Here is a 22,648-nt window from a genome sequence, read left to right as displayed (position 1 = left end):
ATCAATCAGCGGCTCGCCGAGGAGCAGTTCGATGGAACACCGACGCTTGGGCCGATCCGGCCTCATGGTGCCCGCTTTGAGCCTTGGCACGGGCACGTTCGGCGGCGTCGGCCGCCTCGCGGCCTGGGGGACGACCGACGCGACCGAAGCGCGGCGCCTTCTGGACATCTGTCTGGAAGCCGGCGTGTCGATGTTCGACACCGCCGATGTCTATTCGCTCGGTGAATCCGAACGCGTGCTCGGTGAAGCCATCAAGGGCCGGCGCGACAAGGTGCTGGTCTCCACCAAGGCGACCTTCCGCTTTGGCGACGGCCCCAATGACATCGGCTCATCGCGCCAGCATTTGCTCGCGGCCGTCGACGGCTCGCTGAGCCGTCTCGGCACGGACTATATCGACCTGTTCCAGCTTCATGGCTTTGATGCCATGACGCCGCCCGAGGAGGTGCTCAGCACCCTCGATGTGCTCGTGCGCACCGGCAAGATCCGCTATGTCGGTGTCTCGAATTTCTCGGGCTGGCACCTGATGAAGTCGCTTTCCATTGCCGACAAGCACGGCTTCCCGCGCTACGTCGCCAACCAGACCTACTATTCACTGGTCGGGCGCGACTATGAGTGGGAGCTGATGCCGCTCGGCCTCGACCAGGGGTTAGGTGCCGTGGTCTGGTCACCGCTCGGATGGGGCCGTCTCACCGGAAAGATCCGCCGCGGCCAGCCGAGGCCTGAAGTGAGCCGCCTGCCCCAGACTGCCGATTTCGGGCCGCCCGTGCCAGACGAACATGTCTATCGCGTCGTCGACGCGATCGACGAGGTCGCCAAGGAGACCGGCAAGAGCGTTTCGCAGATCGCGCTGAACTGGCTGCTGCAGCGCCCGACCGTGTCGACGCTGATCATCGGCGCCCGCAACGAAACGCAATTGCGCGAGAATCTCGGCGCGGTCGGATGGTCGCTGACCAAGGAGCAGGTCGCCAAGCTCGACGCGGCGAGCAAGGTGACGCTGCCCTATCCGTACTGGCACCAGCGCGGGACCTTCTCCGACCGCAATCCGCCGCCGGTGTGATCGGCTCCCCTAAGAGCCGGCTTGAGCTGCATCAATCCGCTCCACGCTGACCATGGCACCATGCTGGCCCCACGAGGCAACCCGATGCGCCGATTTGCCATGAAGGCTCTGTTCACAGCCCTCAATCTCGACCGTGCAGAGCGGACGCGGATCGACTGGGATCGCCGCATCGTAATTTTCTCTACGGCAGTCACGATTGGGCTGATAGCACTCTACATCTACGGCAAGGCGACCTCGCGCTGGTGAGCGTGCGAACAGCGCGCCGATCCATGTCCCCAGCGCCGCCGGACCTGCTTCCGGCACAGGAACCGGCCGTGTCCTGCCGGGTTGCGATGGGCAGCGCAATTTCCTAATCGAGGGGACACTCACGGCTCCAATCAAGCACGCCCCCACTATGTCGTCTGTCCCGATCGAGCATGCCGACGGCTTGCCGCAACCCCAGCGCAACCAGGCGGTGCTGACGATTGCGCTCGGCATCATCATGGCCGTCGTGGACAGCGCCATCGCCAATGTTGCGTTGCCGACCATCGCGACCGACCTGAACGCCAGCCCGGCCTTCTCGATCTGGATCGTCAACGGCTATCAGCTTGCGATCACGATCTCGCTGCTGCCGCTGGCATCGCTCGGCGAGATCGTCGGCTATCGCCGCGTCTATCTGGTCGGCCTTGCGCTGTTCACGCTCGCCTCAGCCTTCTGCGCGCTGGCGCACACGCTGCCGCTGCTCACGATCGCGCGCATCCTCCAAGGCTTCGGCGCAGCCGGCATCATGAGCGTCAATTCGGCGCTGGTCCGCTTCACCTATCCCCGCAACCTGCTGGGCCGCGGCATCGGGCTTAATGCGATGGTCGTCGCCTTCTCCGCCGCGGTCGGGCCGACGCTCGCCGCCGGCATCCTCGCGGTCGGCAGTTGGCCCTGGCTGTTCGCCATCAATGTGCCGCTCGGCGTGGTCACGCTGGTGCTCGGCCTGCGCAGCCTGCCGCACACGATCCTGGCGAGCCATTCGTTCGACTGGCAAAGCGCGGCGCTCTCGGCGATCACCTTCGGCGTCGGCATCGCCGCGATCGACAGCGTCGGTCATGGCGAGGCGACGCTCACCTGCCTCGTCCAGTTCGCGATTGCGATCGTCGCCGGCGCGCTCCTCATCTACCGCGAGACGCACATGAAGTCGCCGCTGCTGCCGGTCGACCTGCTGCGCATCCCGGTGTTCGGACTGTCGATCGCGACCTCGATCGCCTCGTTCTGCGGGCAGATGCTGGCCTTCGTCGCGATCCCCTTCTACCTCCAGAGCCGGTTCGGCTATTCGGCCGTGCATATGGGTCTGTTGATCACGCCATGGCCGATCGCAGTGGCGTGCGCGGCTCCCCTCGCCGGTCGCCTGGTCGAGCATTATCCAGCCGGCCTGCTCGGCGGCATTGGGCTGACACTGTTTGCCTGTGGCCTCGGCGCACTCGCTTTCCTGCCGGCAAATCCGACCCCGCTCGACGTGGTCTGGCGGATGGCGCTGGCGGGCGCCGGCTTCGGCCTGTTCCAGACCCCCAACAACCGCACGATGATCGCAGCCGCGCCGCGCGAGCGTGCCGGTGGCGCCAGCGGCATGCTGGGCACCGCGCGCCTGCTCGGCCAGACCACTGGTGCGGCGCTGGTTGCGCTGTTCCTCGGCCGCTATCCGGTCGACGGGACCCGGATCGCTCTGCTCGCCGGCGTCGGATTTGCGCTCTGCGGCGCCGTGCTGAGCATGTTGCGGCTGTCGCCGGCCGGCGCACGCGGCGCCGAGCACGTCCGCATACAGGACGATCAGCGTCTGCGCGGCGAATAACACCGCCCACCACCCAAACAAAAAGGCCGGCTCTTCAGCCGGCCTTTTCGATTCATGATGCGCCGATCAAGCCTTGACCAGCGGGCCCTTCGAGGTCGGCCCCTTCGAGCCGCCGGGGCCGCCCGGCTTGTTGGGCTTGCCCGGCGGACGCTTGCGGGCGGGCAGCTTTTCCTGCTTCGGGGTGACCGGCCCCTCGACGAACTCGAAGCCGATCTTTTCCTTGGTCTCGTCGGCCTCGTCCTTGACCAGGACGACGCGAACGTGGCCGCCGCCCTTGAGCTTGCCGAACAGCACCTCGTCGGCCAGCGGCTTCTTGATGTGCTCCTGGATGACACGGGCCATTGGCCGCGCGCCCATCTGCTCGTCATAGCCGTGCTGGATCAGCCAGGTCTTGGCGGGCTCGGACAGCTCGATGGTGACGTCGCGGTCGCCGAGCTGCGCCTCGAGCTGAAGCACGAACTTCTCGACCACGGTGCCGATCACCTCGACACTGAGATGACCGAACGAGACGACGGCGTCGAGACGGTTGCGGAATTCCGGCGCGAACTGCCGGTTGATCGCCTCGTGGTCGTCGCCTTCCCGCTTGGAGCGCGTGAAGCCGAACGCCTGCCTGGCCAGATCCGCCGCGCCCGCATTCGTGGTCATGATCAGGATCACGTTGCGGAAGTTGACCTGCTTGCCGTTGTGGTCGGTGAGCCGGCCGTGGTCCATGATCTGGAGCAGCACGTTGTAGAGATCCGGATGCGCCTTCTCGATTTCGTCGAGCAGCACCACGCAATGCGGATGCTGGTCGACGCCGTCGGTGAGCAGGCCGCCCTGGTCGAAGCCGACATAGCCGGGAGGCGCGCCGATCAGCCGCGACACGGTGTGCCGCTCCATATACTCGGACATGTCGAAGCGCAGCAGTTCGACGCCGAGCGTCGCCGCGAGCTGCTTGGCGACTTCGGTCTTGCCGACGCCGGTCGGACCCGAGAACAAATAGCAGCCGATCGGCTTCTCCGGCTCGCGCAGGCCGGCACGGGCCAGCTTGATCGACGCGGCAAGCGACTCGATCGCCTTGTCCTGGCCGAACACGGTGCGCTTCAGGGTCTGCTCGAGATGCTTGAGCACTTCGGCATCGTCCTTCGACACGCTCTTCGGCGGGATCCGCGCCATCGAAGCGATCGTGGTCTCGATCTCCTTGATGCCGATCGTCTTCTTGCGTTTGTTCTCGGCCACCAGCATCTGCGCCGCGCCCGATTCGTCGATCACGTCGATCGCCTTGTCGGGCAGCTTGCGGTCGTGGATATAGCGCGAGGACAGCTGCACCGCAGCCTCGATCGCCTCATTGGTGTATTTCAGCCGGTGGTAGTCCTCGAAGTACGGCTTGAGACCCTTGAGGATGGCGATGGCGTCCTCGACCGTCGGCTCGTTGATGTCGATCTTCTGGAAGCGCCGCACCAGCGCGCGGTCCTTCTCGAAGTGCTGGCGATATTCCTTGTAGGTCGTCGAGCCCATGCAGCGGATCGTGCCCGAGGCGAGCGCCGGCTTGAGCAGGTTCGAGGCGTCCATCGCCCCGCCCGAGGTCGCGCCCGCACCGATCACGGTGTGGATCTCGTCGATGAACAAAATGGCGTTGGGATGCGCCTCGAGCTCCTTCAGCACCTGCTTCAGGCGCTCCTCGAAGTCGCCGCGATAGCGCGTGCCCGCGAGCAGCGTGCCCATGTCGAGGGAGAAAACGGTGGCGGCTGCCAGAACCTCCGGCACTTCGCTGTCGACGATGCGCTTGGCGAGGCCCTCCGCGATCGCGGTCTTGCCGACGCCGGCCTCACCCACGAACAGCGGATTGTTCTTCTGCCGGCGGCACAGCACCTGGATGGCGCGGTTGATCTCGGAATTGCGTCCGATCACCGGATCGATCTTGCCGTCGCGCGCCTTCTTGTTGAGGTTGACGCAATAGGTCTCGAGCGCCTCGCCCTTCTTCTTGGAGTCCTCGTTGCCTTTGGTCTCGGTTTCCTCATCGACGCCGCGCACGGGACGCGCCTCGGAGACGCCCGGCCGCTTGGCGATGCCGTGGCTGATATAGTTGACGGCATCATAGCGCGTCATGTCCTGCTCCTGCAGGAAGTACGCGGCATGGCTCTCGCGCTCGGCGAAGATCGCGATCAGCACGTTCGCGCCGGTCACCTCTTCACGACCGGAGGACTGCACGTGGATCACCGCGCGCTGGATCACGCGCTGGAAGCCGGCGGTCGGCTTGGCGTCGTCGGCGCCATCCGTCACCAGATTCTCGAATTCGGTCTCAAGATAATTGACAAGGCTCGTGCGGAGCTTGTCGAGATCGACGCTACAGGCGCGCATGACCGCGGCTGCATCGGAGTCGTCGATCAGCGAGAGCAAAAGATGCTCGAGCGTCGCGTATTGGTGATGACGCTCATTGGCGATCGCCAGCGCACGATGCAGGGATTGTTCAAGGCTTTGGGAAAAAGTCGGCATTCGCGTCCTCTATGGCCCCCACCATCATGATCGCCATCGCCCGGTCAGGCAACAACAACCTTTGTCACATATAGTTATACAAGATCGCGGCAAAAGACCGGTTCCGCGACTCTACGGGCATTGCGCGCCCACCGCATCCTCAATGCAAAACCCGTTCCGATTTGGGCAAAACTACCCATTTGGGCAGGACAGACGCCGGCGGTGAGTCGGCCGGATCACGCCGCGGCATGCGCTGACGTCACACACCGCACGAACAGAAGCACTCCAAAGAACGCCGGATTCGAACGCGCGGTTACTTCTTTTCCATCACGCATTGCAGGGGGTGCTGGTGCTTGCGGGCGAAATCCATCACCTGCGTCACCTTGGTCTCGGCAATCTCGTAGGTGAACACACCGCACTCGCCGATCCCGTGATGATGGACATGCAGCATGATCTTGGTCGCGGCCTCGACGTCCTTCTGGAAGAATTTCTCCAGCACATGGACCACAAACTCCATCGGCGTGTAGTCGTCGTTCAGGATCAGCACACGATAGAGGTTCGGCCGCTTGGTCTTGGGTTTGACCTTGGTAATGACAGACGTGTTCGGACCGGCCGGGCCACCGGAACGGTTCTCGTCGTTGCTCATCCGGGGAGCATGGGCGGCGGCCGCCGCGGACAGGTCGAGTCTGGAAGTCAATTGCAGCATGGCTCAGGCGTTCAAATTCCCCACGGAAGCGTCTGACGGTCCGCCGCGCCGCCCACACGCGTGGGTCTCGCGCCGGCGCGCCGCCTTGTCGGATCGCCGCTTCCAACCGACCCGGTCGAGCCGGGTCGATTGCAGCCAATATGGGCCCGCCCCCGGCTCGCCGCAAGCTTGCAAAGGCCCAGCCGATGCGGTCGCGGCGCCCCGATTCCCGATCCGGGCGATCCTGGACGAGGTTAGTCAATCCAGACCGGTTTGACAAAAACTTCCCGCCCGCCTGTTCAGAACACGCTGATCAGGAACCTGACATCGACATGACCGCGACGTTTCGGCCCGGCCATTTCTCCGGGTTTCTACGGTCCGCTTCATCCGTTGTTCAACGCTGTGGCGTGAGATCCAGCAAGACCACAATGACGCCGTCGTCATCTTTCGCCGGCCCGCTGACAGCCGCCCTTGACGAAGGCGGCCGCCTATTTCAATGCGCTGCTCGTCGATAAACGCTCACCGCGGACCTACACCGGGAGCGCTACGCGAAGAGAGCCCCGTGCAAAAATAAAAAAGCCCGGCTGATGCAGCCGGGCTTTGTGATCCGGAGTTCAGAAAATTACTGGGCAGCCGGGGTGAACTTCGACACGACCGTCTCAACCGGCTTGAACGCCTGCTTGGCGAGGTCGCTGTAGAGGCCAGCGATCTTCTGCGATTCCGCGACGAAGGTTTCGTAAGCGGAACGGGCGAAATCGGTCTGCGCTTCAAGCGCCTTGTCCAGCGACTTCACGCCGGAAAGCTTCTCGACGAACGACTTGGTGTCTTCGAACGACTTCTTGGTGTAGTCGCCATAGGCGCTGGCGATCGCCTGGAGGCCGTGCTGCACCGAGGTTGCGGAGGCAACGTAGGTCTCGAAATGCTCTTTCCCGTAGTTCTGGAAGTCTTCAACCTTGAACATCTTGGAATCCTTTTTCCCTGGCTCGCGTCCGGAAGCCCCGGCTCCCTGACTCTGCCCACAAATAGTGCAATGCACAAAAAAGTCAAGAATCTTGTGCGACGCACAAAAATCGGCAGCAGTTAGGGAAATTCCCGGGCTTTCCCGCAAGGGTTTCTTAAGCTTTTGGAAACCGCCAGCCCCTACCCTGATTCCCTGGACGTGTTCGCTTCAGCAGGCGGCCAAAAGCCGTTTGAGAACATCACCTTAGCCAGAACAGCGGCTCAGGCCCAACGTCCCCCGCAGTGAACACCAGCGGAGGGACAGCCTGAGCAGGTAATGATCCCGGGTCCGCAGGGCACAATTTCGCCTCACGAGCCGGTGATCAAGTCACAAACGGGGACGGGGTTCCATGCTTCGTAGCAACTGGTCTTCCTCGCGCTTGGCGCGGGTTGGCGTTTTCGGGTTTCTCACGGTCACCACAGCCGTCATCTTCACGACCGATGCAGCCGACGCACGGCGCTATCGGCGCCACTATGCGCACCACCGGGTGCATCACGAGGCCTCCGAGAGCTACAGCCCGCAATTCGCGTCGATCATCGTCGACGGTAATTCCGGTGCGGTGCTGCAATCGACCAGCCCCGACGGCATTCGCCATCCGGCTTCGCTCACCAAGATCATGACGCTCTATCTTCTGTTCGAGCGGCTGGAGTCCGGCAAGATGAAGCTCGATACCGAGCTGCCGGTGTCACAGCACGCCGCCGACCAGGATCCGACCAAGCTGAACCTGCGTGCCGGTCAGACCATCCGCGTCGAGGACGCGATCAAGGGCCTCGTCACCCGCTCGGCCAATGACGCCGCTGTCGTGATCGCGGAAGCGATCGGCGGCAACGAGGACGATTTCGCCGCAATGATGACGCGCAAGGCGCGCGCACTCGGCATGTCGAAGACGGTCTATCGCAACGCCAATGGCCTGCCCAACGACGAGCAGGTGACCACCGCGCGCGACCAGGCGACGCTCGGCCGGGCCATCCAGGAGCGCTTCCCGCGCTACTATCGCTATTTCTCGACCACCTCGTTCACCTGGCGTGGCGAGCAGATCCGCAACCACAATCACCTGCTCGGCAGCGTCGAGGGCGTCGACGGCATCAAGACCGGTTACACCCGCGCCTCCGGCTTCAACCTCGTCACCTCGATGCGCCGTGGCAACCGCCACCTCATCGGCGTCGTGCTTGGCGGTCGCAGCGGCGGCTCGCGCGACGCCATCATGCGCAATCTGCTCGCCGAGAATCTCGAGAAGGGCGCAACCACCCACACGGTTGCCGCAGTGACCGAGCGCAATGGTGCCGATGCCAGCACCGACGTCGCCGATGCATCGGAGACCCCGGCACGCCCCGTCCCGCAGGTCCAGGTCGCGGCCGCTTCTGCTCCCGAGGCCCCCGCGCCGCGTCCGGCCTCGCGCTTTGCGGCGCTGGCGGCTGCAACCGCAGCGATGCCGCCGGTGCAGCCCAAGCCTGAAGCCAAGCCCACCGAGTCCAAGATCGAGCCGGCGCCTCTCACCAACGGCGTGATCTCGAGCCAGCCGCTTGCCCTCATTCCGGGTTCGTCCGAGCCGATGAAGCCGGTCCGGGTCAAGACGGTTCAAGTCAAGGCCGGCGCAGTCAAGGTCGCCTCCGCCGCCCCGACGCAGGTCGGACCGCAGGTCACCAACACGGTTCCGGCCCGCGGTGACGTCGCCGAGACGTCCGGCGCCGTCGTCGCCAGGGCCGATATCGTCAACAAGCCGGAGCCCGCCCGAGCCGAATTGCCGCCGCAGCCGGCAGGCTTCGGCACCGGCAACGGCGTTCTTGGCGTGCTGCCGGCGGCCACCGCTGCCGCACCGGCGCCCGCGCCGGTTGCCAAGCTTGCCTCCGCCGATCCGGCGCCGCAGCCGATCCAGATGAGCGCCGGCAAGCCGGCCGTCACCCATAGCGGCTGGATCGTGCAGGTCGGCGCGCTCGAGAGCGAGAGCGAGGCCCAGCAGCGCATTGAAGCTGCCCGCAGCTCGGCCCGTGGCCTGCTCAGCAAGGCCGATCCGTTCACCGAGCAGGTCGTCGCCAGGGACAATCGCAAGCTCTACCGCGCCCGCTTTGCCGGGCTCGAACGGGACCAGGCCGAAGCCGTGTGCAAGACGCTGAAGCGCGCCGACATCTCCTGCATGACCCTCCGCAACTGATCTCCCGATCCTTTCGAATCAAAATGCCCGCGCCTTGCGCGGGCATTTTTGTTTTTGGGGACGTGGTGGCGCTGCAGGCTGTTCCGCGACAACCTCTCGTCAAGAATTTACGGTTAAAACTTTACCCAAGGGATCGACCACGCCGACAATGGCGGGCATCTGGGCGACGGCAAACAGAGCAAGGAAGCTCACGCGGTACGGGCGTTTGTGGCGTAGTGCCGGAGTTAGCCGTTATGCGTACGAAGCAAGGTATCCTTGGCCTCGTTTACCCGGGCAGCGAGGTACGTCGAGCCCCCCTGGTCGGGATGCAGTTTCTTCATGAGGGATTTGTGCGCCCGGCTGATGTCGTCGCGCCCCGCTCCCGGCTGCAAGCCAAGGATCTGATAGGCTTCCTCCGCCGTCATTTTGCCGCTCGCCGCCGTGCGGCGCTGCCCCCCTGCCGCGTTGCCCTGCGCGTTCTGACGCCAGGCGGGAAACCGGCGGTCCAGATAGCTTTCAAGTAAGGCCACGCTCTCGGCGTCGAACGCCGGGACCATCGCCAGCAGGCCGGCAAGATCGAACTCGTCGAGGCTGCGCCCGGCATACGGCCCGGAGACGATCTCGCCCGAGAGCTGGCCGGAATCGTGATCGAGCCGCATCTCCAGGAATTGCGATCGCACGCGCGAGGCCCGACCGGATGAGCGCGATGCGCCACCACCGAACAGCCCTCCGACATTGCCAAGGCCCGCATTCGCGAGCGGCGTCCAGCCGAGCAGTCCGGCTCCGAAAAGTCCGAGCGGAATCGCCACCGCCAGTTCGCCCCTCAAGCCGGTAAAGGCGGCGACCGCGAGCGCGACTACACCCCCGCCGAGCTTGATGGTGCGCGCCAGCACCGCCGGATTGGCGGCGCGGAACATCTGGAGCAACAAATAGAGCGTGATAACGGCGACAACGCCGGCGATCAGAGTCATGGCGTGAATATAGTCGCCCAATTGCCAAAAAGCATGCTGTCGCGCCCAACCGGAGGGGCCAGCCTCACTTCATCTGTCCGATCAACTGTGCAGCTCCGCCCGTCGTCTTCGCCAATCGCAGCAACGCCTCGCGGCCGCCGGCGGCATAAGCGGCGGCGGCTCGCAACAGCTCGCGGAGCTGTGCCGCCGCGCCCGGATCGAATCGGCACCAGGCACCGCCGGTCAAACGCGCGATCTCGCGAAACGCCTGTTCGGCGACCGCATCGTGGCCTTCCTGAAACAGGAACACCGGCACCTTCAGCATGCCGAGCTCGCCGGCCTTGGCGCAGAGCGCGTCGACCTTTTCCTCCATGGCGTCACCGACGAAGACCACGGCGCGCACGCCTGATCTAACCGCCTCGCCCCGCGCATCGGTCAGCACTCTGCCGATCTGGGTGTCGCCGCCGCGGCAATCGATCTTGCTCATCAGTGTTGCCAGCTTGCTGCTGTCGGAAATCCACCCCGTCGCGCGGCATTCATTGTAGCCGCGATAGTAGACCAGTCGGATGTCGAGGCTGCCAAGCGCCGCAGCCTCGCGAAACATGTCAGCCTGAAGCGCGCAGGCCATGTCCCAGGTCGGCTGCCGGCTCATCGTCGCATCCAGCGCGAAGATCAAGCGGCCCTTCGCACCCGGTGCATGCGGAGACAATGCACGCGCCTTGGCGACGAAGGCGGCGACATCCTCCGAGGTCGAGGTCTTTGCCTGCCGCAGCGCGCCGTCGCTCTCGGCTCTCTCGGACACGGGATCGCTATCGCGCGGTTTGATGGGATCGCCGGACATCTGGCATCGCCCTTGGTGTCTCGCCACCAATGTGGATAGCGTGCCCTGCCCGGTCAATGTGCAAAGCCTCCGCAGGCGGGCCCGGCGGAGGCTTTGAGACTTGTTTCGGTCAGCTCTTCAGATCAGCTCTTCTCGGATCAGCTGTTCCAGGATCAGCTCTTGGCGGGCGCCATCAGGGCAACCGGACCGGGCTCCAGCACCTTCGGCGGCGACGACGTCGTGTCGACCGGCGCGATCGAACTATCGGTATCGCTCAGGAATTTATCGAGCATGCCCTGGATCGAATTCTTGGCATCGTCCGGACCGGTGTCGCGCATGTCGTTGTGCTGGAAGTCGGTCTTCACGACCTGGATGCCGGCCTTCTCACACTCCTCGTCGGTCGGCAGCACGCCCGGATCGGTCTTGAACTGCGGATCGTGGGAGCGGAACGACAGGATCTTGAACTTGCCGGCGGTGACGAAGGGGACGCGGAGATTGTCCAGCGTCACGACTTTCTTGACCTCGTCCGGATACTGCTTGGCGAAATACATGGTGATGTCGCCACCCATGGAATGGCCGACCATCGTCACCTTGGTGTAGTCAGCGTTGGGCTGAACCTTCTTCATCTCCTGCATCGCCAGATGGATATTGGCGACACCGCGCAGGATCTGCGGCAGGCGGCCGACATAGAGCTCGCCGGGCTTGGTCACCATCGGCGGATCGGTCGGCAAATCGTGCTGCGGGCTCACGACCATGTAGCCGCGCGCAGCGAAGATGTTGGCAAGGAAGCCGTACTCGGTGTTCTTGACGGTGTTGCCGTGATTGATCACCGCGACCGGAAGCGTGATCATGCCGGCATTGGCCTGCATTTCCTTGTCGCGACGGATTGCGATGTCGACAGGCACGGGACGATTGTCGCGCGAAGCGTCGTAGAAGGTGATGGTCTCGTGCTTGATGGCCCACTTGCTCGCCGTGAAATAGGCGACACTGAAGAGGGCTCCCACAGAAACCAGAACGGCAATTCCACGCTTCATTTTCGTCCTCAGCCTCAGGCCGTGCGGCCTGATCCCTGTTGAAAATCGTGTTTCTTCCGAGGCTCTTCGGCCCCTGGTCGCCTATTCCCGAATATATGTCACAGGCGCGTGACAGGAAGGCTAAATATTGTGAACCGACAGCCCTTTCATTGTGCGACGCACACGTTTGGTAGGCACCGCGTTCTGATACCGCCACGTCCGGATACAGATGACCATCCGGCGCACCCCGTCACGATCGGGTTCAATTTCACGGTGAATGCGAGGTGAAAACAAACTTCAGGCCCAGCCGGTTCCCACGGGAACCGGCTGGGCCTGATTGACCGGAAGTACCGACGTACCGCGCCTAAGGCATGATCCGGAAAAGTGTGAAGCGGTTTTCCCTCGCGACATCAGCGGAACGCGTTTGCGCGGAGATCATGCTCCAACAAAGAGCTAAAGCGCGATAACGGTTCGACCCGATGTCATCGCGCTTCAGGCGCCTAGGATATCGTGGACCTCGAGCGGTTTGTCCACCTGGCTGAACCACTCGGCGCGATTTGCCGCACGTCGCCGGCCCCGCTCGTCGAGCGGCAGCTTGAGCTGGCGCAGCAGGCTCGTGACCTCCTCCCGCGCGGTGAGGTGGCCGAGATTGGGTCGCATCCCGAGCGTCGCCTCGTCGATCTCGTCGAGGGCAGTCAGGCCGCGCGGAAAGAACTCGCGATAGACGACACGCTCGGCGAAGCCGTCGACGTAGCGGAAGCCGAGCCGCAGCGACAAATCCTTCAGCCCGTCGGCGACGAGCTGCTTGTTGCGCGAGCCGAGCATCGACAGGCGATTGCGCACCACGATCCAGTCGGTGGTCGAGCCGTCGAGCTGACGGCGCTTGCGCCTGACATCGCGCACCATCTCGGCGTAATGGCTTTCCCCTGTTACCGCGTAGTTGGCGGGGTCGACGGTGCCGAGCACGTCGAAATCGAGGAAGCTGTCGTTGATCGGCGTCACCAGCGTGTCGGCCATCGAATGGGCCAGCCGCATCAAATAGCTGTCGGTGCCAGGTGTGTCGATGACGATGAAGTCGAAACTGCTCTCGACCGCCGAGACCGCCTCCATGAACTGCTGGAACTCGGAATTCTCGTTCTCGGCGATCAGCATGGTCTCGCCGAGCTTGATGCAGCGATGCACCGGCAGCTCGAGGTCGAGCTTGGTGCGGCGCGCCCAGGCGGACCGGTTGTTGATGTAACGAGTGAAGCTTTGCTGGCGGCAGTCGAGGTCGATGGTGGCGACGCGCTGACCGGCCTTCAGGAGCGCAACCGCGATGTGCAGGGCGGTGGTCGATTTGCCGGAGCCGCCTTTCTCATTGCCGAGCACAACAACGTGCGCCGAGCCAGATTGGCTTTGGCTAGCCTGCACAAGCATGGCGATCCTCAACACCCCTTAAGCAATATCTTCGATTTGGCCGCGTCTGCGGTCAAGTGAAATGCGTGACAGGATAACGAAATCACAGGGCGATAATGGTCATCATGAATCGCGCGCGGCCTCGCCTCCGTGATCCAGCCCACAATGGCGCGACATCCTCGCTGCAGAACGTGCTGTGCCCGATGTCGATGCATGGCGTCCACGGCCGGCGCTTGTTAAGGTTAGCCGGCTGCGCGGCTGGCGGCGCCGACCCCCAACCTTCCCGAGCTCTGATGTCACCAACCCCCTTGATCACCCGCACGGTGCCCGCCCTGCGACGCGCCGTCGACAATCTTCGCAAGCGAAAGGCCACGGTCGCGCTGGTGCCGACCATGGGGGCACTCCATGACGGCCATGTGTCGCTGGTGCGACTCGCCAAGCGGCGCGGCAGCCGCGTCGTCGTATCGATCTTCGTCAACCCGACGCAGTTTGCGCCATCGGAGGATTTCGGCGCTTATCCGCGGACTTGGACAGCCGACATCGCCAAGCTCGCAGCCGAGGGTGTCGACATCGTCTGGCACCCCGGCGTCGAGGCGATGTATCCGGAGGGTTTTGCGACTCGCATCGTCCCGGAGGGACCGGCGCTGGCCGGCCTCGAGGACCGCTTCCGCCCGCACTTCTTCGGCGGCGTCGCCACCGTCGTCGGCAAGCTGTTCACGCAATGCCGGCCCGACGTCGCGATCTTCGGCGAGAAGGACTTTCAGCAATTGCGCGTGGTCACGCAGCTGGCACGCGACCTCGACCTCGGCGTGAAGGTGATCGGCTCCCGCACCGTGCGCGAGCGCGACGGGCTCGCGATGTCCTCCCGCAACGTCTACCTCTCGCCCGAGGAACGCCAGACCGCAACCGTGCTCTACCGCGCCATGAAGGACAGTGCCGGCCGCATTCGCGCCGGCGAAGCGATCAGACCCGCGATGGCCCGTGGCGCCGAGACCATCGCCGCTGCCGGCTTTGCACTCGACTATTTCGAGGTGCGCAATGCAAAGACCCTGGCCCCTGTCACGTCGCACAACGATGGGCCGCTGCGAATCCTGGTCGCCGCCAGGCTCGGCACGACGCGGCTGATCGACAATGTCGCGGTTTAGAGCAGTCCGAGATCGCGCAGCTCCCGCCGCATCGGCTCAGGCATCGCCGCGATGGTGCCCGCAGCCGACTTGCCGAGATCGGGCGGCACGGAATCCTCGGTGAGATAGCGCCAGCCCTGGAACGGACGCATCGGTCGCGGCGACACCGAAATGACCTTCGGCTGCATCACGATCCGGCAGCGTCCGATGCCATCCTTGTCGCGGAATGGCTCGATGCCGATGATCTTCTCACGCGCGGCGATCTCGCCCTTGATGACCCAATAAAGCGATCCGCCGGCGAGAATCTCGGCGTCGCGCTTCGGCACCATGCGGGTGATGTGGATGTGGTGTTGCGGCAGGCCTTTTTTCTTGGCTGTCTGGATCCGTTCGGCGACCCACCCCTTCAATTCCTTGACGGAGTCGCAGCCGACGGCAAGCTTGATCAGATGGAGTGGCATGGCCCAGCATTAGCGGGCCATGCACAGGTTTTCAAAGCCGAACTAATTGTTATCCGCAGCCGCGGGAGCCGCGCCCGGCGGCGGTGCGAGCGGAACCGGCGCGGCGGCCGGCGCGCGCGCAGCCTTCGGCGCGGGCGGCTTCTTCGCAGCGGGCGCGGCGGCCTGAGCCGAGGTCGCAGCCGGCGCACGGGAGGCCGCAGCCGGTGCGGCCGACGCATTGGCGGCCGGCGACTGGCGCGTGGCTGCCGTCGGCGGCTCCGGAGTCATGATGCTCACCGGCGGGGTCGACGAGGCGCTCGGGAACTCGGCATTGGTCGGCTTGCCCGACGGCATCGATGGCGGCAATGCCGCGATCGCATTGGGCGGCAGCGCTCCTGGCGCCGCTGCAGGCGAATTCCAGGTCGGCGCATAGCGCGCGACCAGCTGATCATAGAGATGGGAATCCATATTGGCCGCGACCTGCTGCTGATCCGTCAGCGAGCGGAACGCGGCGCAATCGAACTGGGTGCAGCCGTCGCGGCGGACCAGCACCTGCGCCACGAAGCCGAATCGATCGCGCTCCAGCGCGTTGCGCAGCACCTTGGTGTCGAGCGTCAGGCTCTTGTCGGCGGTCGCGGCATCGCCAAGCGCGGTCAGCCGATCGATCCGGGCCGCCGTATAAGCCACTGCGGCTGCCGCCGTGTCAGGCGCGCCGAACAATGCCCTCTCGCAGCCGGCGGCCACGGCATCGCCGGCGAGATCGTCGAGGCACGCCAGCGCCGGGAGGGTCGCGGTGACAGTGGCTTGCGTGCGGGCTTCGGCCGGAGCCGCCTGCCCCACCGGTCCGTAGATATTCATGGTGGCGGCCACCGCGATGCCGATCGAGAGCAGCGTGATGACGGTCAGCGCGCCGTTGGCGACCGATTTCTCGGCGCGCAACAGCGTGATCAGCATGATCAATCCGAAGAAGCCGGCAGCCGCCAGCGTCAACCACATCGGGAAAGATGGCGAGCGCCAGGTTTGGTCGAGCGACGAGGCCCAGGCCCAGTTCATGCGCGATGTCCCCTCACGCGAGCAAAGAGCTGATGGTCAAGCGAGCACCGCGAGTCGGCAACTGCCCCCGGCCACCTTGCGGAGGTGAAGCGGGCCTTTTGACGGCGAGCGGCGCAAATTCGTCCGCGATGTCAATGCGCAGCTAGCGTCAGCGCATTACGACAGCGCGAGCTGGCTTTCCTTGGCGACCCGTTCGAAGGCCTCGGTGGAACTCTTGATCCGGTACTGGCAGTCGTCGCCTTCCGTCGGCAGCAGGCGAATGACCTCGTATGAGCCACTCGCAGCCGGGCGCGCGACGTTGCTGGCAGTGAACAATACGCGCGTTCCCACGGGGAATTTATGCTTCAACGCCCATCTCCATCACTCAAACAGCGCCGGCCGTGCCCAGGGTCCCACTGCGACGGACCGGCTGAAAACCCAGTGTGACCTATAGCATGCGATGCCGCGTTTTGGCCAGCAGTATACAACCATCGCAAGCGGGACAATCCGGCAACGTTTTCAGTACGATAGTAAGGGAACCAGGCTCCCTGTGATACCGCCGGAACGCCCCGCCCTTCAAGCGCCGTGAGGCAGATGGCCGTTCGGGCTTGCCTGGTCCACCGCCTTGGGCAGCTCCTGGGCCAGGATCTCGCCGAGCTGGTCAACCGGGATGTGGTAGCGCGCCGCGAGCTGGCGGACGGTGTCGTTGCCAAGCACGGCGCGGAGCTGGTCGGCCGAGATCGGCAGGTTCTGGCCATTGCCGAGCCAGGACTTCACCTGCTCGCCAAAGCCCGCCTGCTGCAGCTTTGCGACGATCGAGCCTAAGCCGCCCTGGTTGTTGCTGCCCATCACCTCGCTCAGCACGGCCGGCAGGACGGCGGCGCCGAGCTGCCCAAGCGCGCTGCGCAGTGCGGGATTGTTCTCCAGCGAGTCCAGAAGTCCCATGGCCGTCCCCTCTTCGTTATTCCCTATGATTGAGCGCCCCCGTTCGGCCCGTCGTCAAGCGGCGCCCATTCACATTTCAAGCGAGCATCAGCTTATCGAAGAACCGATATCCACGTCTCCGGCTCATGCTTTCGACTACGCGTCCTCGAACTTTTCGATGACAAGCGTTTCGGCGAGGCCATCGCGGGTCCATTCCTGGAACGCCGGCATCGCCATCATCGTATCCATGTAGGCCTTGGTCTCCGGCTTGACCTCGATTGCGTAGGTACGGAAGCGATGCACGACCGGCGCATACATCGCATCCGCCGCGCCGAAGCGGCCGAACAGGAACGGCCCGCCGGCGCCATAGCGGGTCCGGCACGTGTGCCAGATCTCCTCAACGCGCGCGACATTGGCCTTGGCGTCCGCCGACAGCGTCACAGGCCGCACCGGACGGTGCAGGTTCATGCCGCATTCGCTGCGCAAGGCCATGAAGCCGGAATGCATCTCGGCGCAGACCGAACGGGCAAAGGCGCGGGCCGCGACATCGTCGGGCCACAGCTTCTTCTCCGGATAACGCTCGGCGATGTACTCGATGATGGCAAGCGAATCCCACACCGTGATGTCGCCGTCGACCAGCACCGGCACCTTGCCGGCGCGGCTGAAGGACAGGATCTGCTCCTTGTCCGCGGGATTGTCGGTGTAGAGCGGGATCAAGGTCTCCACGAACGGGATGTCGTTGGCGCGCAGCGCAAGCCAGGGCCGCATCGACCATGACGAGTAGTTCTTGTTGCCGATCGCGAGCTTGAGCGCCGCCATGTCTCGTGTCCTTCCGTAAATCCGTCTGTGCGGCTGCTTTTAACGCCATCGCCTGCCGCCAATCAATCGTTGCCGCACAGGAGCATGCATGGCAATCGTGGTGGCCCGCGAGGAGACAGATATGAGCAGGCACTGGGTCGACATCACTGCCGTCGGCTTCTTCATCATCGAGTGGCTGGTCTATGCCGCCACGCTCGAGCACTCCGCCTATGGCCGCGACAGCCTGTCGGCCCGGATGAACAGATACCGCGAAGTCTGGGTGCGCCGCCTGCTCGACCGCGAGGCGCGCATGGTCGACATGCAGATCATGGCCTCGCTTCAGAACGGCACCGCCTTCTTCGCCTCCACCAGCCTGTTCGCGCTCGGCGGCGCGCTCGCGCTGCTGCACGCCACCAACGATGCCATCACGATTCTGGCCAAGCTGCCGATCGATCTCAGCACCTCGCCCGCAATGTGGGAGCTGAAATGCGTCGGCCTCGTGCTGATCTGCGTCTATGCCTTCTTCAAATTCGCCTGGGCGTATCGCCTGTTCAACTATGTCGCCATCCTCTATGGCGGCATGCCGCCGGCCTCGCAGCGCGACACGCCTGAAGCGGAAGCCCATGTCATGCGCACCACGCGCCTGTTCGAATCCGCCGGCCGCCACTTCAACCGCGGCCAGCGCGCCTTCTTCTTCGCGCTCGGCTATCTCGGCTGGTTCGTCAGCCCCTGGGTGCTGTTCGTGACCACCGCCGCGGTGGTGGTCGTGACCTGGCGGCGGCAGTTCGCCTCCAGCGCCTGGGCCGCCATGGCGCCGGAGGTGGCCGCGGGCGATGAGCGCAAGCGCGGCCGGTGAGCCGAGCTCTTTCCACATCGTCATTGCGAGCGCAGCGAAGCAATCCAGAGTCTTTCCGCGGAGGGGTTCTGGATTGCTTCGCTGCGCTCGCAATGACGGAGTATGAGGCGACGACATGGTTCTCCAAGTGACACTGTCATTCCCCGCGCAGGCGGGGAATCCAGTACGCCGCAGCTTCTCGGTTCTATCCGCGCCGTCTCGGAGTACTGGATCGCCCGGTCCAGGTGTGCAATTGCGCACTGGCCGGGCGATGACAGCGAGTGTGTAGACGCAGACACGTCGCGCGCTCGCGTCATTCCACCCGAAAACTATGACCCGAAATCCCGCGGCGTGAATGAAAGGTCCATCACCTTCCATTCCTCGTACTTGTCCGGCGGCAACATCTTGTAAGGCTGGCAGGCTTGCGCCGCACTGATCGCTGATTTCACGATGGCCACGCCCTTCGCGGACGGCGGCGCCTCGATCAGGATGGGTGGCCGCGCCAGCGTACCGTCGGTGGCCATCACCATCCGCAGCCTGATGCGCACGGCATCGGTCGGCGCGACGTCCGCCGGGAGTTTCGAACAACTTCTCAGGTGACGCCGTAGCTCGGCAATGACTTCCGGCGGCAGCTTCGCCGCGATCGAGTCCTTGGCATCGCCGCCATCATCCTTGGGGGCATCTTTCGACGCGGGCGGCAGTTCGGGCGGCAGGCCCAGCATCACGCCGTATTTGATCGTCACATCAGGCTCCGGCGGCTGATAGGCCGGAGCGGCCGCCTGCGGCTGCGGCACCGCAGGCTGCTGCTGTGGCGCCTCGTGCGCAGCCTGCTTCTGCTGAGGCGCCAGCTTGTCCTTGGCAGCAGGCTGGGCCGAGGTGTCCGGCTTATCCTTGTCGGTGAAGTCGAGCTTCGGCAGCTTCAGGTCAGAGGGCGGCTCGGATGGCTTCTCCTTCGCCTCCTCCTTTGCCTCCTCCTTTGCCTCCTTCTTGGCCTTCTCCTCTGCCTTTTCTTCTGCTTTGGCCTCTTGCTGCTTCACCTGCTCCGGCGTGACGATGTCGACCGCAACGGTCTCGGGCGGCGCGGAATGAAATGGATGGACCTCGCTGATCAGGATGATCAGCGCGACCAGCGTCAGATGCGCGATCGCCGACGCCGCAATGTCCGTCCGGATGATCTTGCGCAGTTCCATCGCCCGATCTTGGGTTGCCATCCTGCTCCTAGCATACCCAAGTTCCCCCTCAATCCCATTTCGGCGCGAAGCCGAAATCGGTCAGGCGTCCCTTGGGACTGGCAAGTGCGGCGATATCAGCCATCTCGCCATCCGAGAGCTCGAAATCGAAGATCTCGATGTTCTCCGAAAGACGTTCGACGCGCGAGGTTCTTGGAATGGCAGACACATTCTGTTGCACCAGCCAGCGCAGGCAGATCTGCGCCGGCGTCTTGCGATGGGCGTGGCCGATGTCCAAGAGTGTCTGGTCGGACTTGATGCGGCCCTTGGCGATCGGGCTGTAGGCAACGAGTGCCATCCCGTGCCGGTCGCAGGCCGCCCTCACCTTCGCCTGATCGAGATAGGGATGATATTCGACCTGGTTGCAGACCAGCGGCTCGCCTGACAGGGCGACCGCCTGCTCGATCAGCGCGACCGTGAAATTGGAGACGCCGATGTGGCGCGTGAGGCCCATGCGCTTGGCATGCGCCAGCGCGCCCAACGTCTCCTCCAGCGGCACGTGCGGATTGGGCCAGTGCAACAGCACGAGGTCGACAGCGGGAAGCCTCAGGCGCACCAGGCTCTCCTTGATCGACCGCTCGAGATCGTGGGGCGCGAAATGGTTGGTCCAGACCTTGGTGGTGACAAAGACGTCGTCGCGGCGGACGCCAGAGGCGCGCAATCCGTCGCCGACCTCGCGCTCATTGTCATAGACCTGGGCGGTGTCGATATGGCGGTAGCCCAGCCGCAGCGCCTGCTCGACCACGCGGGCGCAGGTCCGGCCGCTCAGCTCCCAGGTCCCGAGCCCGATCGCCGGGATTTTGGCGCCATTGGCCTCGACGAACAGCATGAGGAATCCTCTCTGTTGCGGCAGCCCCCGGGGAGTCGTCAACGCCGTCATTATGGACCTGGTCCGCCGGAGTGCAACGGACGAGGCTGGCTGTGAATGCGTCAGGCTTTGGCCAGCGCCTGGAACACCGTGTCAGGCGAATGCGCGATCACGGCCAGCAGCGCGCGGGCGGGTCCACGCGGGGCGCGCTTGCCCTGCTCCCAATTGCGGATGGTCTCGACGGGCACGCCGAGCTTGGCGGCGAACTCGATCTGGGTCAGACAGGCGCGCCGGCGCAGATCGCGCACCCCGAGCGAGCCGGCTTCCGCCGGCGGAGTTTCAACCGCTGGCTGGACCGGCTGGACGGAAAACGGCTGAACGGGAAGCTCTTGCCCATCCCGCAACTCAACGACCCGTCCGTCCGCCTTCAGCCGCAACCGCATGCTCATTCCCCCAAGCGCGGGCGATGATGCGACAGCACGCTTAAGGTCGGATTAAAGGCGCAGGCCGAGTGAGGGTGCCCCGCTCTCTCCCCCGTCAATGCGACGAGCCCTTGCGACGAAGCAATCCGGACTGCCGCTGCGGAGAAATTCTGGATTGCCTCGCTTCGCTCGCAATGACGGGGGAGAGAGCGGCATTCCAAATCAGCCGCTACTTCAGCCCGAACCACAGTGTCGCGATGCCGAGGAAGGAGAAAAAGCCGACCACGTCAGTCACCGTCGTCACGAACGTACCCGAGGCCACGGCCGGATCGGCCCTGACGCGTTCGAGCGCCATCGGGATCAGAATGCCACCGAGCGCGCCGGCGACGAGGTTCACGATGATCGCAAGCCCGATGACGACACCGAGGCCCGGGATCTTGAACCATGCCACCGCTGCGATGCCCGTGATCACCGCAAAGCCGATGCCGTTGACGAGACCGACCAGCGTCTCGCGGATCACCACGCGCCAGGCATTGGAGGAACCGAGCTCGCGGGTGGCGAGCGCGCGCACGGCGACCGTCATGGTCTGGGTCGCGGCATTGCCGCCCTGGCTCGCGACAATCGGCGCCAGCACGGCGAGCGCCACCATCTTCTCGAGCTGGCCCTCGAACAGGCCGAGCACGGACGAGGCCAGGAAGGCGGTGGCGAGGTTGATCAGCAGCCAGTTGAAGCGGCCGCGCGCAATGGTGAGAAAGGTGTCCGACAGCTCTTCATCGCTGGTGACGCCGCCGAGCGCCTTGAGGTCCTCGTCGGCCTCCTCCTCGATGACGTCGACGACGTCGTCGACGGTGATGACACCGACGAGGCGGTCCTGGGTGTCGAGCACGGGTGCCGCGACGAGGTTGTACTTGCCGAACATGCGCGCCACCTCTTCCTGGTCCTCCAGGACGGAGACGCGGCGGCGATCCTCGTCGGTCAGCTCGGTCAGCGGCACCGGGCGGCGGGCGCGGAGCAGCACGTCGAGCGGAACCGCGCCCTGCCAGTGCTGGTCCTTGTCGACGACGTAGATCTCGTAGAACCGGTCAGGCAGATCGGGCGTGTCGCGCATGTAGTCGATCGCCTGCCCGACCGTGAAATCCTGCGGCACGGCGATGAACTCGGTCTGCATGCGCCGGCCGGCGGAGTTTTCCGGATACAGCAGGCTGCGCTCGAGCGCGACGCGCTCCTTGAGCGGCAGCTTCTCGAGGATCTCTTCCTGCTCCGCCTCGTCGAGGGTCTCCAGCAACTCGACCGCATCGTCGGATTCAAGTTCGCGGACACCTTCGGCTACCGTTTCCGGAGGCAGCTCGTCGAGGATTTCCTCGCGAACGCTCTCGTCGACCTCGTTCAGCGCGGAAAAGTCGAAATCGGCGCCGGTAAGCTCGACCAGGCGGACGCGGTCGTCGGGCGCAAGCGCCGCGATGAGATCACCGAGGTCGGCCTCGTGCAGCTCGGCGACGCAGGCGCGCAGCGCAGCGCTGTCGGCGGCCTCGATCGCATGGGCAATTTCCTCGACGAATTCATGCCTGATTTCGCCGTCTTCATTGCGCATGGGGACGTGGTCGAGTACCAATGCCTCGGCGGAAGCAGCGCCATCGATCTGTTCATCCATGGGAACGCCTCGCCGTTTCACAGGTTTGATGGTTTGGGCTGACGGTGAGGGCAATACCCACAAGACA

22 protein-coding genes are annotated in these 22,648 nt (G+C 64.5%); 6 read left to right on the top strand and 16 right to left on the bottom strand.

Going from position 1 to position 22,648, the window contains the following annotated elements; translation table 11 throughout:
• Nucleotides 1-31 precede the first annotated feature (31 nt).
• The 3 genes from ACNJX9_RS18890 to ACNJX9_RS18880 all read left to right on the top strand — a co-directional run bounded on the left by ACNJX9_RS18890 (nt 32) and on the right by ACNJX9_RS18880 (nt 2,873).
• Nucleotides 32-1,057, top strand: coding sequence for an aldo/keto reductase (locus ACNJX9_RS18890; protein WP_439409866.1), 1,026 nt, complete (start codon nt 32-34; stop codon nt 1,055-1,057).
• Nucleotides 1,058-1,141: 84 nt separating this feature from the next.
• Nucleotides 1,142-1,303, top strand: a complete 162-nt coding sequence (locus tag ACNJX9_RS18885) for a hypothetical protein (protein WP_167353994.1) — start codon at nt 1,142-1,144, stop codon at nt 1,301-1,303.
• A 148-nt stretch (nt 1,304-1,451) separates the two neighbouring features.
• The gene (locus ACNJX9_RS18880; RefSeq protein ID WP_057751471.1) at nt 1,452-2,873 is read left to right on the top strand and encodes an MFS transporter; all 1,422 of its coding nucleotides are present in this window, start codon (nt 1,452-1,454) and stop codon (nt 2,871-2,873) included.
• 66 nt (nt 2,874-2,939) lie between these two features.
• Here ACNJX9_RS18880 and clpA read toward each other — a convergent pair whose 3' ends face one another.
• The 3 genes from clpA to ACNJX9_RS18865 form a co-directional block, all read right to left on the bottom strand.
• Complete coding sequence (clpA, locus tag ACNJX9_RS18875) at nt 2,940-5,348, bottom strand: ATP-dependent Clp protease ATP-binding subunit ClpA (RefSeq protein WP_057751473.1); 2,409 nt, start codon at nt 5,346-5,348, stop codon at nt 2,940-2,942.
• A gap of 292 nt (nt 5,349-5,640) precedes the next feature.
• Nucleotides 5,641-5,973, bottom strand: a complete 333-nt coding sequence (clpS, locus tag ACNJX9_RS18870; protein WP_027530069.1) for an ATP-dependent Clp protease adapter ClpS — start codon at nt 5,971-5,973, stop codon at nt 5,641-5,643.
• A 661-nt stretch (nt 5,974-6,634) separates the two neighbouring features.
• Nucleotides 6,635-6,973 (bottom strand): phasin family protein, encoded by a 339-nt coding sequence (locus ACNJX9_RS18865; protein WP_057751475.1) that lies wholly within the window; start codon nt 6,971-6,973, stop codon nt 6,635-6,637.
• A 388-nt stretch (nt 6,974-7,361) separates the two neighbouring features.
• Between ACNJX9_RS18865 and ACNJX9_RS18860 the strand changes: the two genes are divergently transcribed.
• The gene (locus tag ACNJX9_RS18860; RefSeq protein ID WP_439409865.1) at nt 7,362-9,164 is read left to right on the top strand and encodes a D-alanyl-D-alanine carboxypeptidase; all 1,803 of its coding nucleotides are present in this window, start codon (nt 7,362-7,364) and stop codon (nt 9,162-9,164) included.
• A gap of 224 nt (nt 9,165-9,388) precedes the next feature.
• Here the strand turns inward: ACNJX9_RS18860 and ACNJX9_RS18855 are convergent, their stop codons facing one another.
• The 4 genes from ACNJX9_RS18855 to ACNJX9_RS18840 form a co-directional block, all read right to left on the bottom strand.
• Nucleotides 9,389-10,114 (bottom strand): DnaJ domain-containing protein, encoded by a 726-nt coding sequence (locus ACNJX9_RS18855; protein ID WP_439409864.1) that lies wholly within the window; start codon nt 10,112-10,114, stop codon nt 9,389-9,391.
• A 64-nt stretch (nt 10,115-10,178) separates the two neighbouring features.
• Nucleotides 10,179-10,934, bottom strand: a complete 756-nt coding sequence (locus ACNJX9_RS18850) for a VWA domain-containing protein (protein WP_439409863.1) — start codon at nt 10,932-10,934, stop codon at nt 10,179-10,181.
• Between the two features lie 152 nt (nt 10,935-11,086).
• A complete protein-coding gene (locus tag ACNJX9_RS18845) occupies nt 11,087-11,947 on the bottom strand; it encodes an alpha/beta fold hydrolase (protein ID WP_057751481.1) in 861 nt (286 codons plus the stop codon).
• Between the two features lie 471 nt (nt 11,948-12,418).
• Nucleotides 12,419-13,342 carry a division plane positioning ATPase MipZ gene (locus tag ACNJX9_RS18840; RefSeq protein WP_057751483.1) on the bottom strand — a complete coding sequence of 308 codons (924 nt, stop codon included), beginning with the start codon at nt 13,340-13,342 and terminating at the stop codon, nt 12,419-12,421.
• A 272-nt stretch (nt 13,343-13,614) separates the two neighbouring features.
• Here ACNJX9_RS18840 and panC point away from each other — a divergent pair, with 272 nt between their 5' ends.
• A complete protein-coding gene (panC, locus tag ACNJX9_RS18835) occupies nt 13,615-14,466 on the top strand; it encodes a pantoate--beta-alanine ligase (protein ID WP_439409862.1) in 852 nt (283 codons plus the stop codon).
• Here the strand turns inward: panC and ACNJX9_RS18830 are convergent.
• The 5 genes from ACNJX9_RS18830 to ACNJX9_RS18810 all read right to left on the bottom strand — a co-directional run bounded on the left by ACNJX9_RS18830 (nt 14,463) and on the right by ACNJX9_RS18810 (nt 17,657).
• Complete coding sequence (locus tag ACNJX9_RS18830; protein WP_439409861.1) at nt 14,463-14,903, bottom strand: DUF1489 family protein; 441 nt, start codon at nt 14,901-14,903, stop codon at nt 14,463-14,465. The two genes, panC and ACNJX9_RS18830, sit on opposite strands and share 4 nt — an antisense overlap.
• A gap of 42 nt (nt 14,904-14,945) precedes the next feature.
• Nucleotides 14,946-15,935, bottom strand: a complete 990-nt coding sequence (locus ACNJX9_RS18825; RefSeq protein ID WP_439409860.1) for a hypothetical protein — start codon at nt 15,933-15,935, stop codon at nt 14,946-14,948.
• A 156-nt stretch (nt 15,936-16,091) separates the two neighbouring features.
• Entirely contained in the window at nt 16,092-16,283 is a 192-nt protein-coding gene (locus ACNJX9_RS18820) for a hypothetical protein (protein WP_026312695.1), read from the bottom strand.
• Nucleotides 16,284-16,490: 207 nt separating this feature from the next.
• The gene (locus ACNJX9_RS18815; RefSeq protein WP_271598837.1) at nt 16,491-16,859 is read right to left on the bottom strand and encodes a YidB family protein; all 369 of its coding nucleotides are present in this window, start codon (nt 16,857-16,859) and stop codon (nt 16,491-16,493) included.
• Nucleotides 16,860-16,994: 135 nt separating this feature from the next.
• Nucleotides 16,995-17,657, bottom strand: coding sequence for a glutathione S-transferase family protein (locus tag ACNJX9_RS18810; protein ID WP_439409859.1), 663 nt, complete (start codon nt 17,655-17,657; stop codon nt 16,995-16,997).
• A 121-nt stretch (nt 17,658-17,778) separates the two neighbouring features.
• Between ACNJX9_RS18810 and ACNJX9_RS18805 the strand changes: the two genes are divergently transcribed.
• The gene (locus ACNJX9_RS18805; RefSeq protein WP_057751800.1) at nt 17,779-18,492 is read left to right on the top strand and encodes a DUF599 domain-containing protein; all 714 of its coding nucleotides are present in this window, start codon (nt 17,779-17,781) and stop codon (nt 18,490-18,492) included.
• 308 nt (nt 18,493-18,800) lie between these two features.
• On the opposite strand, the gene ACNJX9_RS18800 is transcribed toward ACNJX9_RS18805, so the two are convergent.
• From ACNJX9_RS18800 to mgtE, 4 genes are all read right to left on the bottom strand, one after another.
• Nucleotides 18,801-19,661 (bottom strand): hypothetical protein, encoded by an 861-nt coding sequence (locus ACNJX9_RS18800; RefSeq protein ID WP_439410082.1) that lies wholly within the window; start codon nt 19,659-19,661, stop codon nt 18,801-18,803.
• Between the two features lie 49 nt (nt 19,662-19,710).
• Entirely contained in the window at nt 19,711-20,529 is an 819-nt protein-coding gene (locus ACNJX9_RS18795; RefSeq protein ID WP_057751494.1) for an aldo/keto reductase, read from the bottom strand.
• Nucleotides 20,530-20,630: 101 nt separating this feature from the next.
• Nucleotides 20,631-20,957: a helix-turn-helix domain-containing protein gene (locus ACNJX9_RS18790; protein WP_057751496.1), complete on the bottom strand. Its 327-nt coding sequence runs from the start codon at nt 20,955-20,957 to the stop codon at nt 20,631-20,633.
• A 202-nt stretch (nt 20,958-21,159) separates the two neighbouring features.
• Nucleotides 21,160-22,581, bottom strand: a complete 1,422-nt coding sequence (gene mgtE / locus ACNJX9_RS18785; protein WP_057751499.1) for a magnesium transporter — start codon at nt 22,579-22,581, stop codon at nt 21,160-21,162.
• Between the last annotated feature and the right edge of the window lie 67 nt (nt 22,582-22,648).

Source organism: Bradyrhizobium sp. BLXBL-03, from assembly GCF_051853015.1.
GTDB lineage: Bacteria > Pseudomonadota > Alphaproteobacteria > Rhizobiales > Xanthobacteraceae > Bradyrhizobium > Bradyrhizobium manausense.
This window is presented reverse-complemented; position numbering and strand designations above follow the sequence as displayed.

Excerpts from the sequence above, each read along its gene's own strand:
- ACNJX9_RS18890 (WP_439409866.1), top strand. The coding sequence starts at position 32 with ATGGAACACCGACGCTTGGGCCGATCCGGCCTCATGGTGCCCGCTTTG.
- ACNJX9_RS18885 (WP_167353994.1), top strand. The coding sequence starts at position 1,142 with ATGCGCCGATTTGCCATGAAGGCTCTGTTCACAGCCCTCAATCTCGAC.
- ACNJX9_RS18880 (WP_057751471.1), top strand. The coding sequence starts at position 1,452 with ATGTCGTCTGTCCCGATCGAGCATGCCGACGGCTTGCCGCAACCCCAG.
- clpA (WP_057751473.1), bottom strand. The coding sequence starts at position 5,348 with ATGCCGACTTTTTCCCAAAGCCTTGAACAATCCCTGCATCGTGCGCTG.
- clpS (WP_027530069.1), bottom strand. The coding sequence starts at position 5,973 with ATGAGCAACGACGAGAACCGTTCCGGTGGCCCGGCCGGTCCGAACACG.
- ACNJX9_RS18865 (WP_057751475.1), bottom strand. The coding sequence starts at position 6,973 with ATGTTCAAGGTTGAAGACTTCCAGAACTACGGGAAAGAGCATTTCGAG.
- ACNJX9_RS18860 (WP_439409865.1), top strand. The coding sequence starts at position 7,362 with ATGCTTCGTAGCAACTGGTCTTCCTCGCGCTTGGCGCGGGTTGGCGTT.
- ACNJX9_RS18855 (WP_439409864.1), bottom strand. The coding sequence starts at position 10,114 with ATGACTCTGATCGCCGGCGTTGTCGCCGTTATCACGCTCTATTTGTTG.
- ACNJX9_RS18850 (WP_439409863.1), bottom strand. The coding sequence starts at position 10,934 with ATGTCCGGCGATCCCATCAAACCGCGCGATAGCGATCCCGTGTCCGAG.
- ACNJX9_RS18845 (WP_057751481.1), bottom strand. The coding sequence starts at position 11,947 with ATGAAGCGTGGAATTGCCGTTCTGGTTTCTGTGGGAGCCCTCTTCAGT.
- ACNJX9_RS18840 (WP_057751483.1), bottom strand. The coding sequence starts at position 13,342 with ATGCTTGTGCAGGCTAGCCAAAGCCAATCTGGCTCGGCGCACGTTGTT.
- panC (WP_439409862.1), top strand. The coding sequence starts at position 13,615 with ATGTCACCAACCCCCTTGATCACCCGCACGGTGCCCGCCCTGCGACGC.
- ACNJX9_RS18830 (WP_439409861.1), bottom strand. The coding sequence starts at position 14,903 with ATGCCACTCCATCTGATCAAGCTTGCCGTCGGCTGCGACTCCGTCAAG.
- ACNJX9_RS18825 (WP_439409860.1), bottom strand. The coding sequence starts at position 15,935 with ATGAACTGGGCCTGGGCCTCGTCGCTCGACCAAACCTGGCGCTCGCCA.
- ACNJX9_RS18815 (WP_271598837.1), bottom strand. The coding sequence starts at position 16,859 with ATGGGACTTCTGGACTCGCTGGAGAACAATCCCGCACTGCGCAGCGCG.
- ACNJX9_RS18810 (WP_439409859.1), bottom strand. The coding sequence starts at position 17,657 with ATGGCGGCGCTCAAGCTCGCGATCGGCAACAAGAACTACTCGTCATGG.
- ACNJX9_RS18805 (WP_057751800.1), top strand. The coding sequence starts at position 17,779 with ATGAGCAGGCACTGGGTCGACATCACTGCCGTCGGCTTCTTCATCATC.
- ACNJX9_RS18800 (WP_439410082.1), bottom strand. The coding sequence starts at position 19,661 with ATGGAACTGCGCAAGATCATCCGGACGGACATTGCGGCGTCGGCGATC.
- ACNJX9_RS18795 (WP_057751494.1), bottom strand. The coding sequence starts at position 20,529 with ATGCTGTTCGTCGAGGCCAATGGCGCCAAAATCCCGGCGATCGGGCTC.
- ACNJX9_RS18790 (WP_057751496.1), bottom strand. The coding sequence starts at position 20,957 with ATGAGCATGCGGTTGCGGCTGAAGGCGGACGGACGGGTCGTTGAGTTG.
- mgtE (WP_057751499.1), bottom strand. The coding sequence starts at position 22,581 with ATGGATGAACAGATCGATGGCGCTGCTTCCGCCGAGGCATTGGTACTC.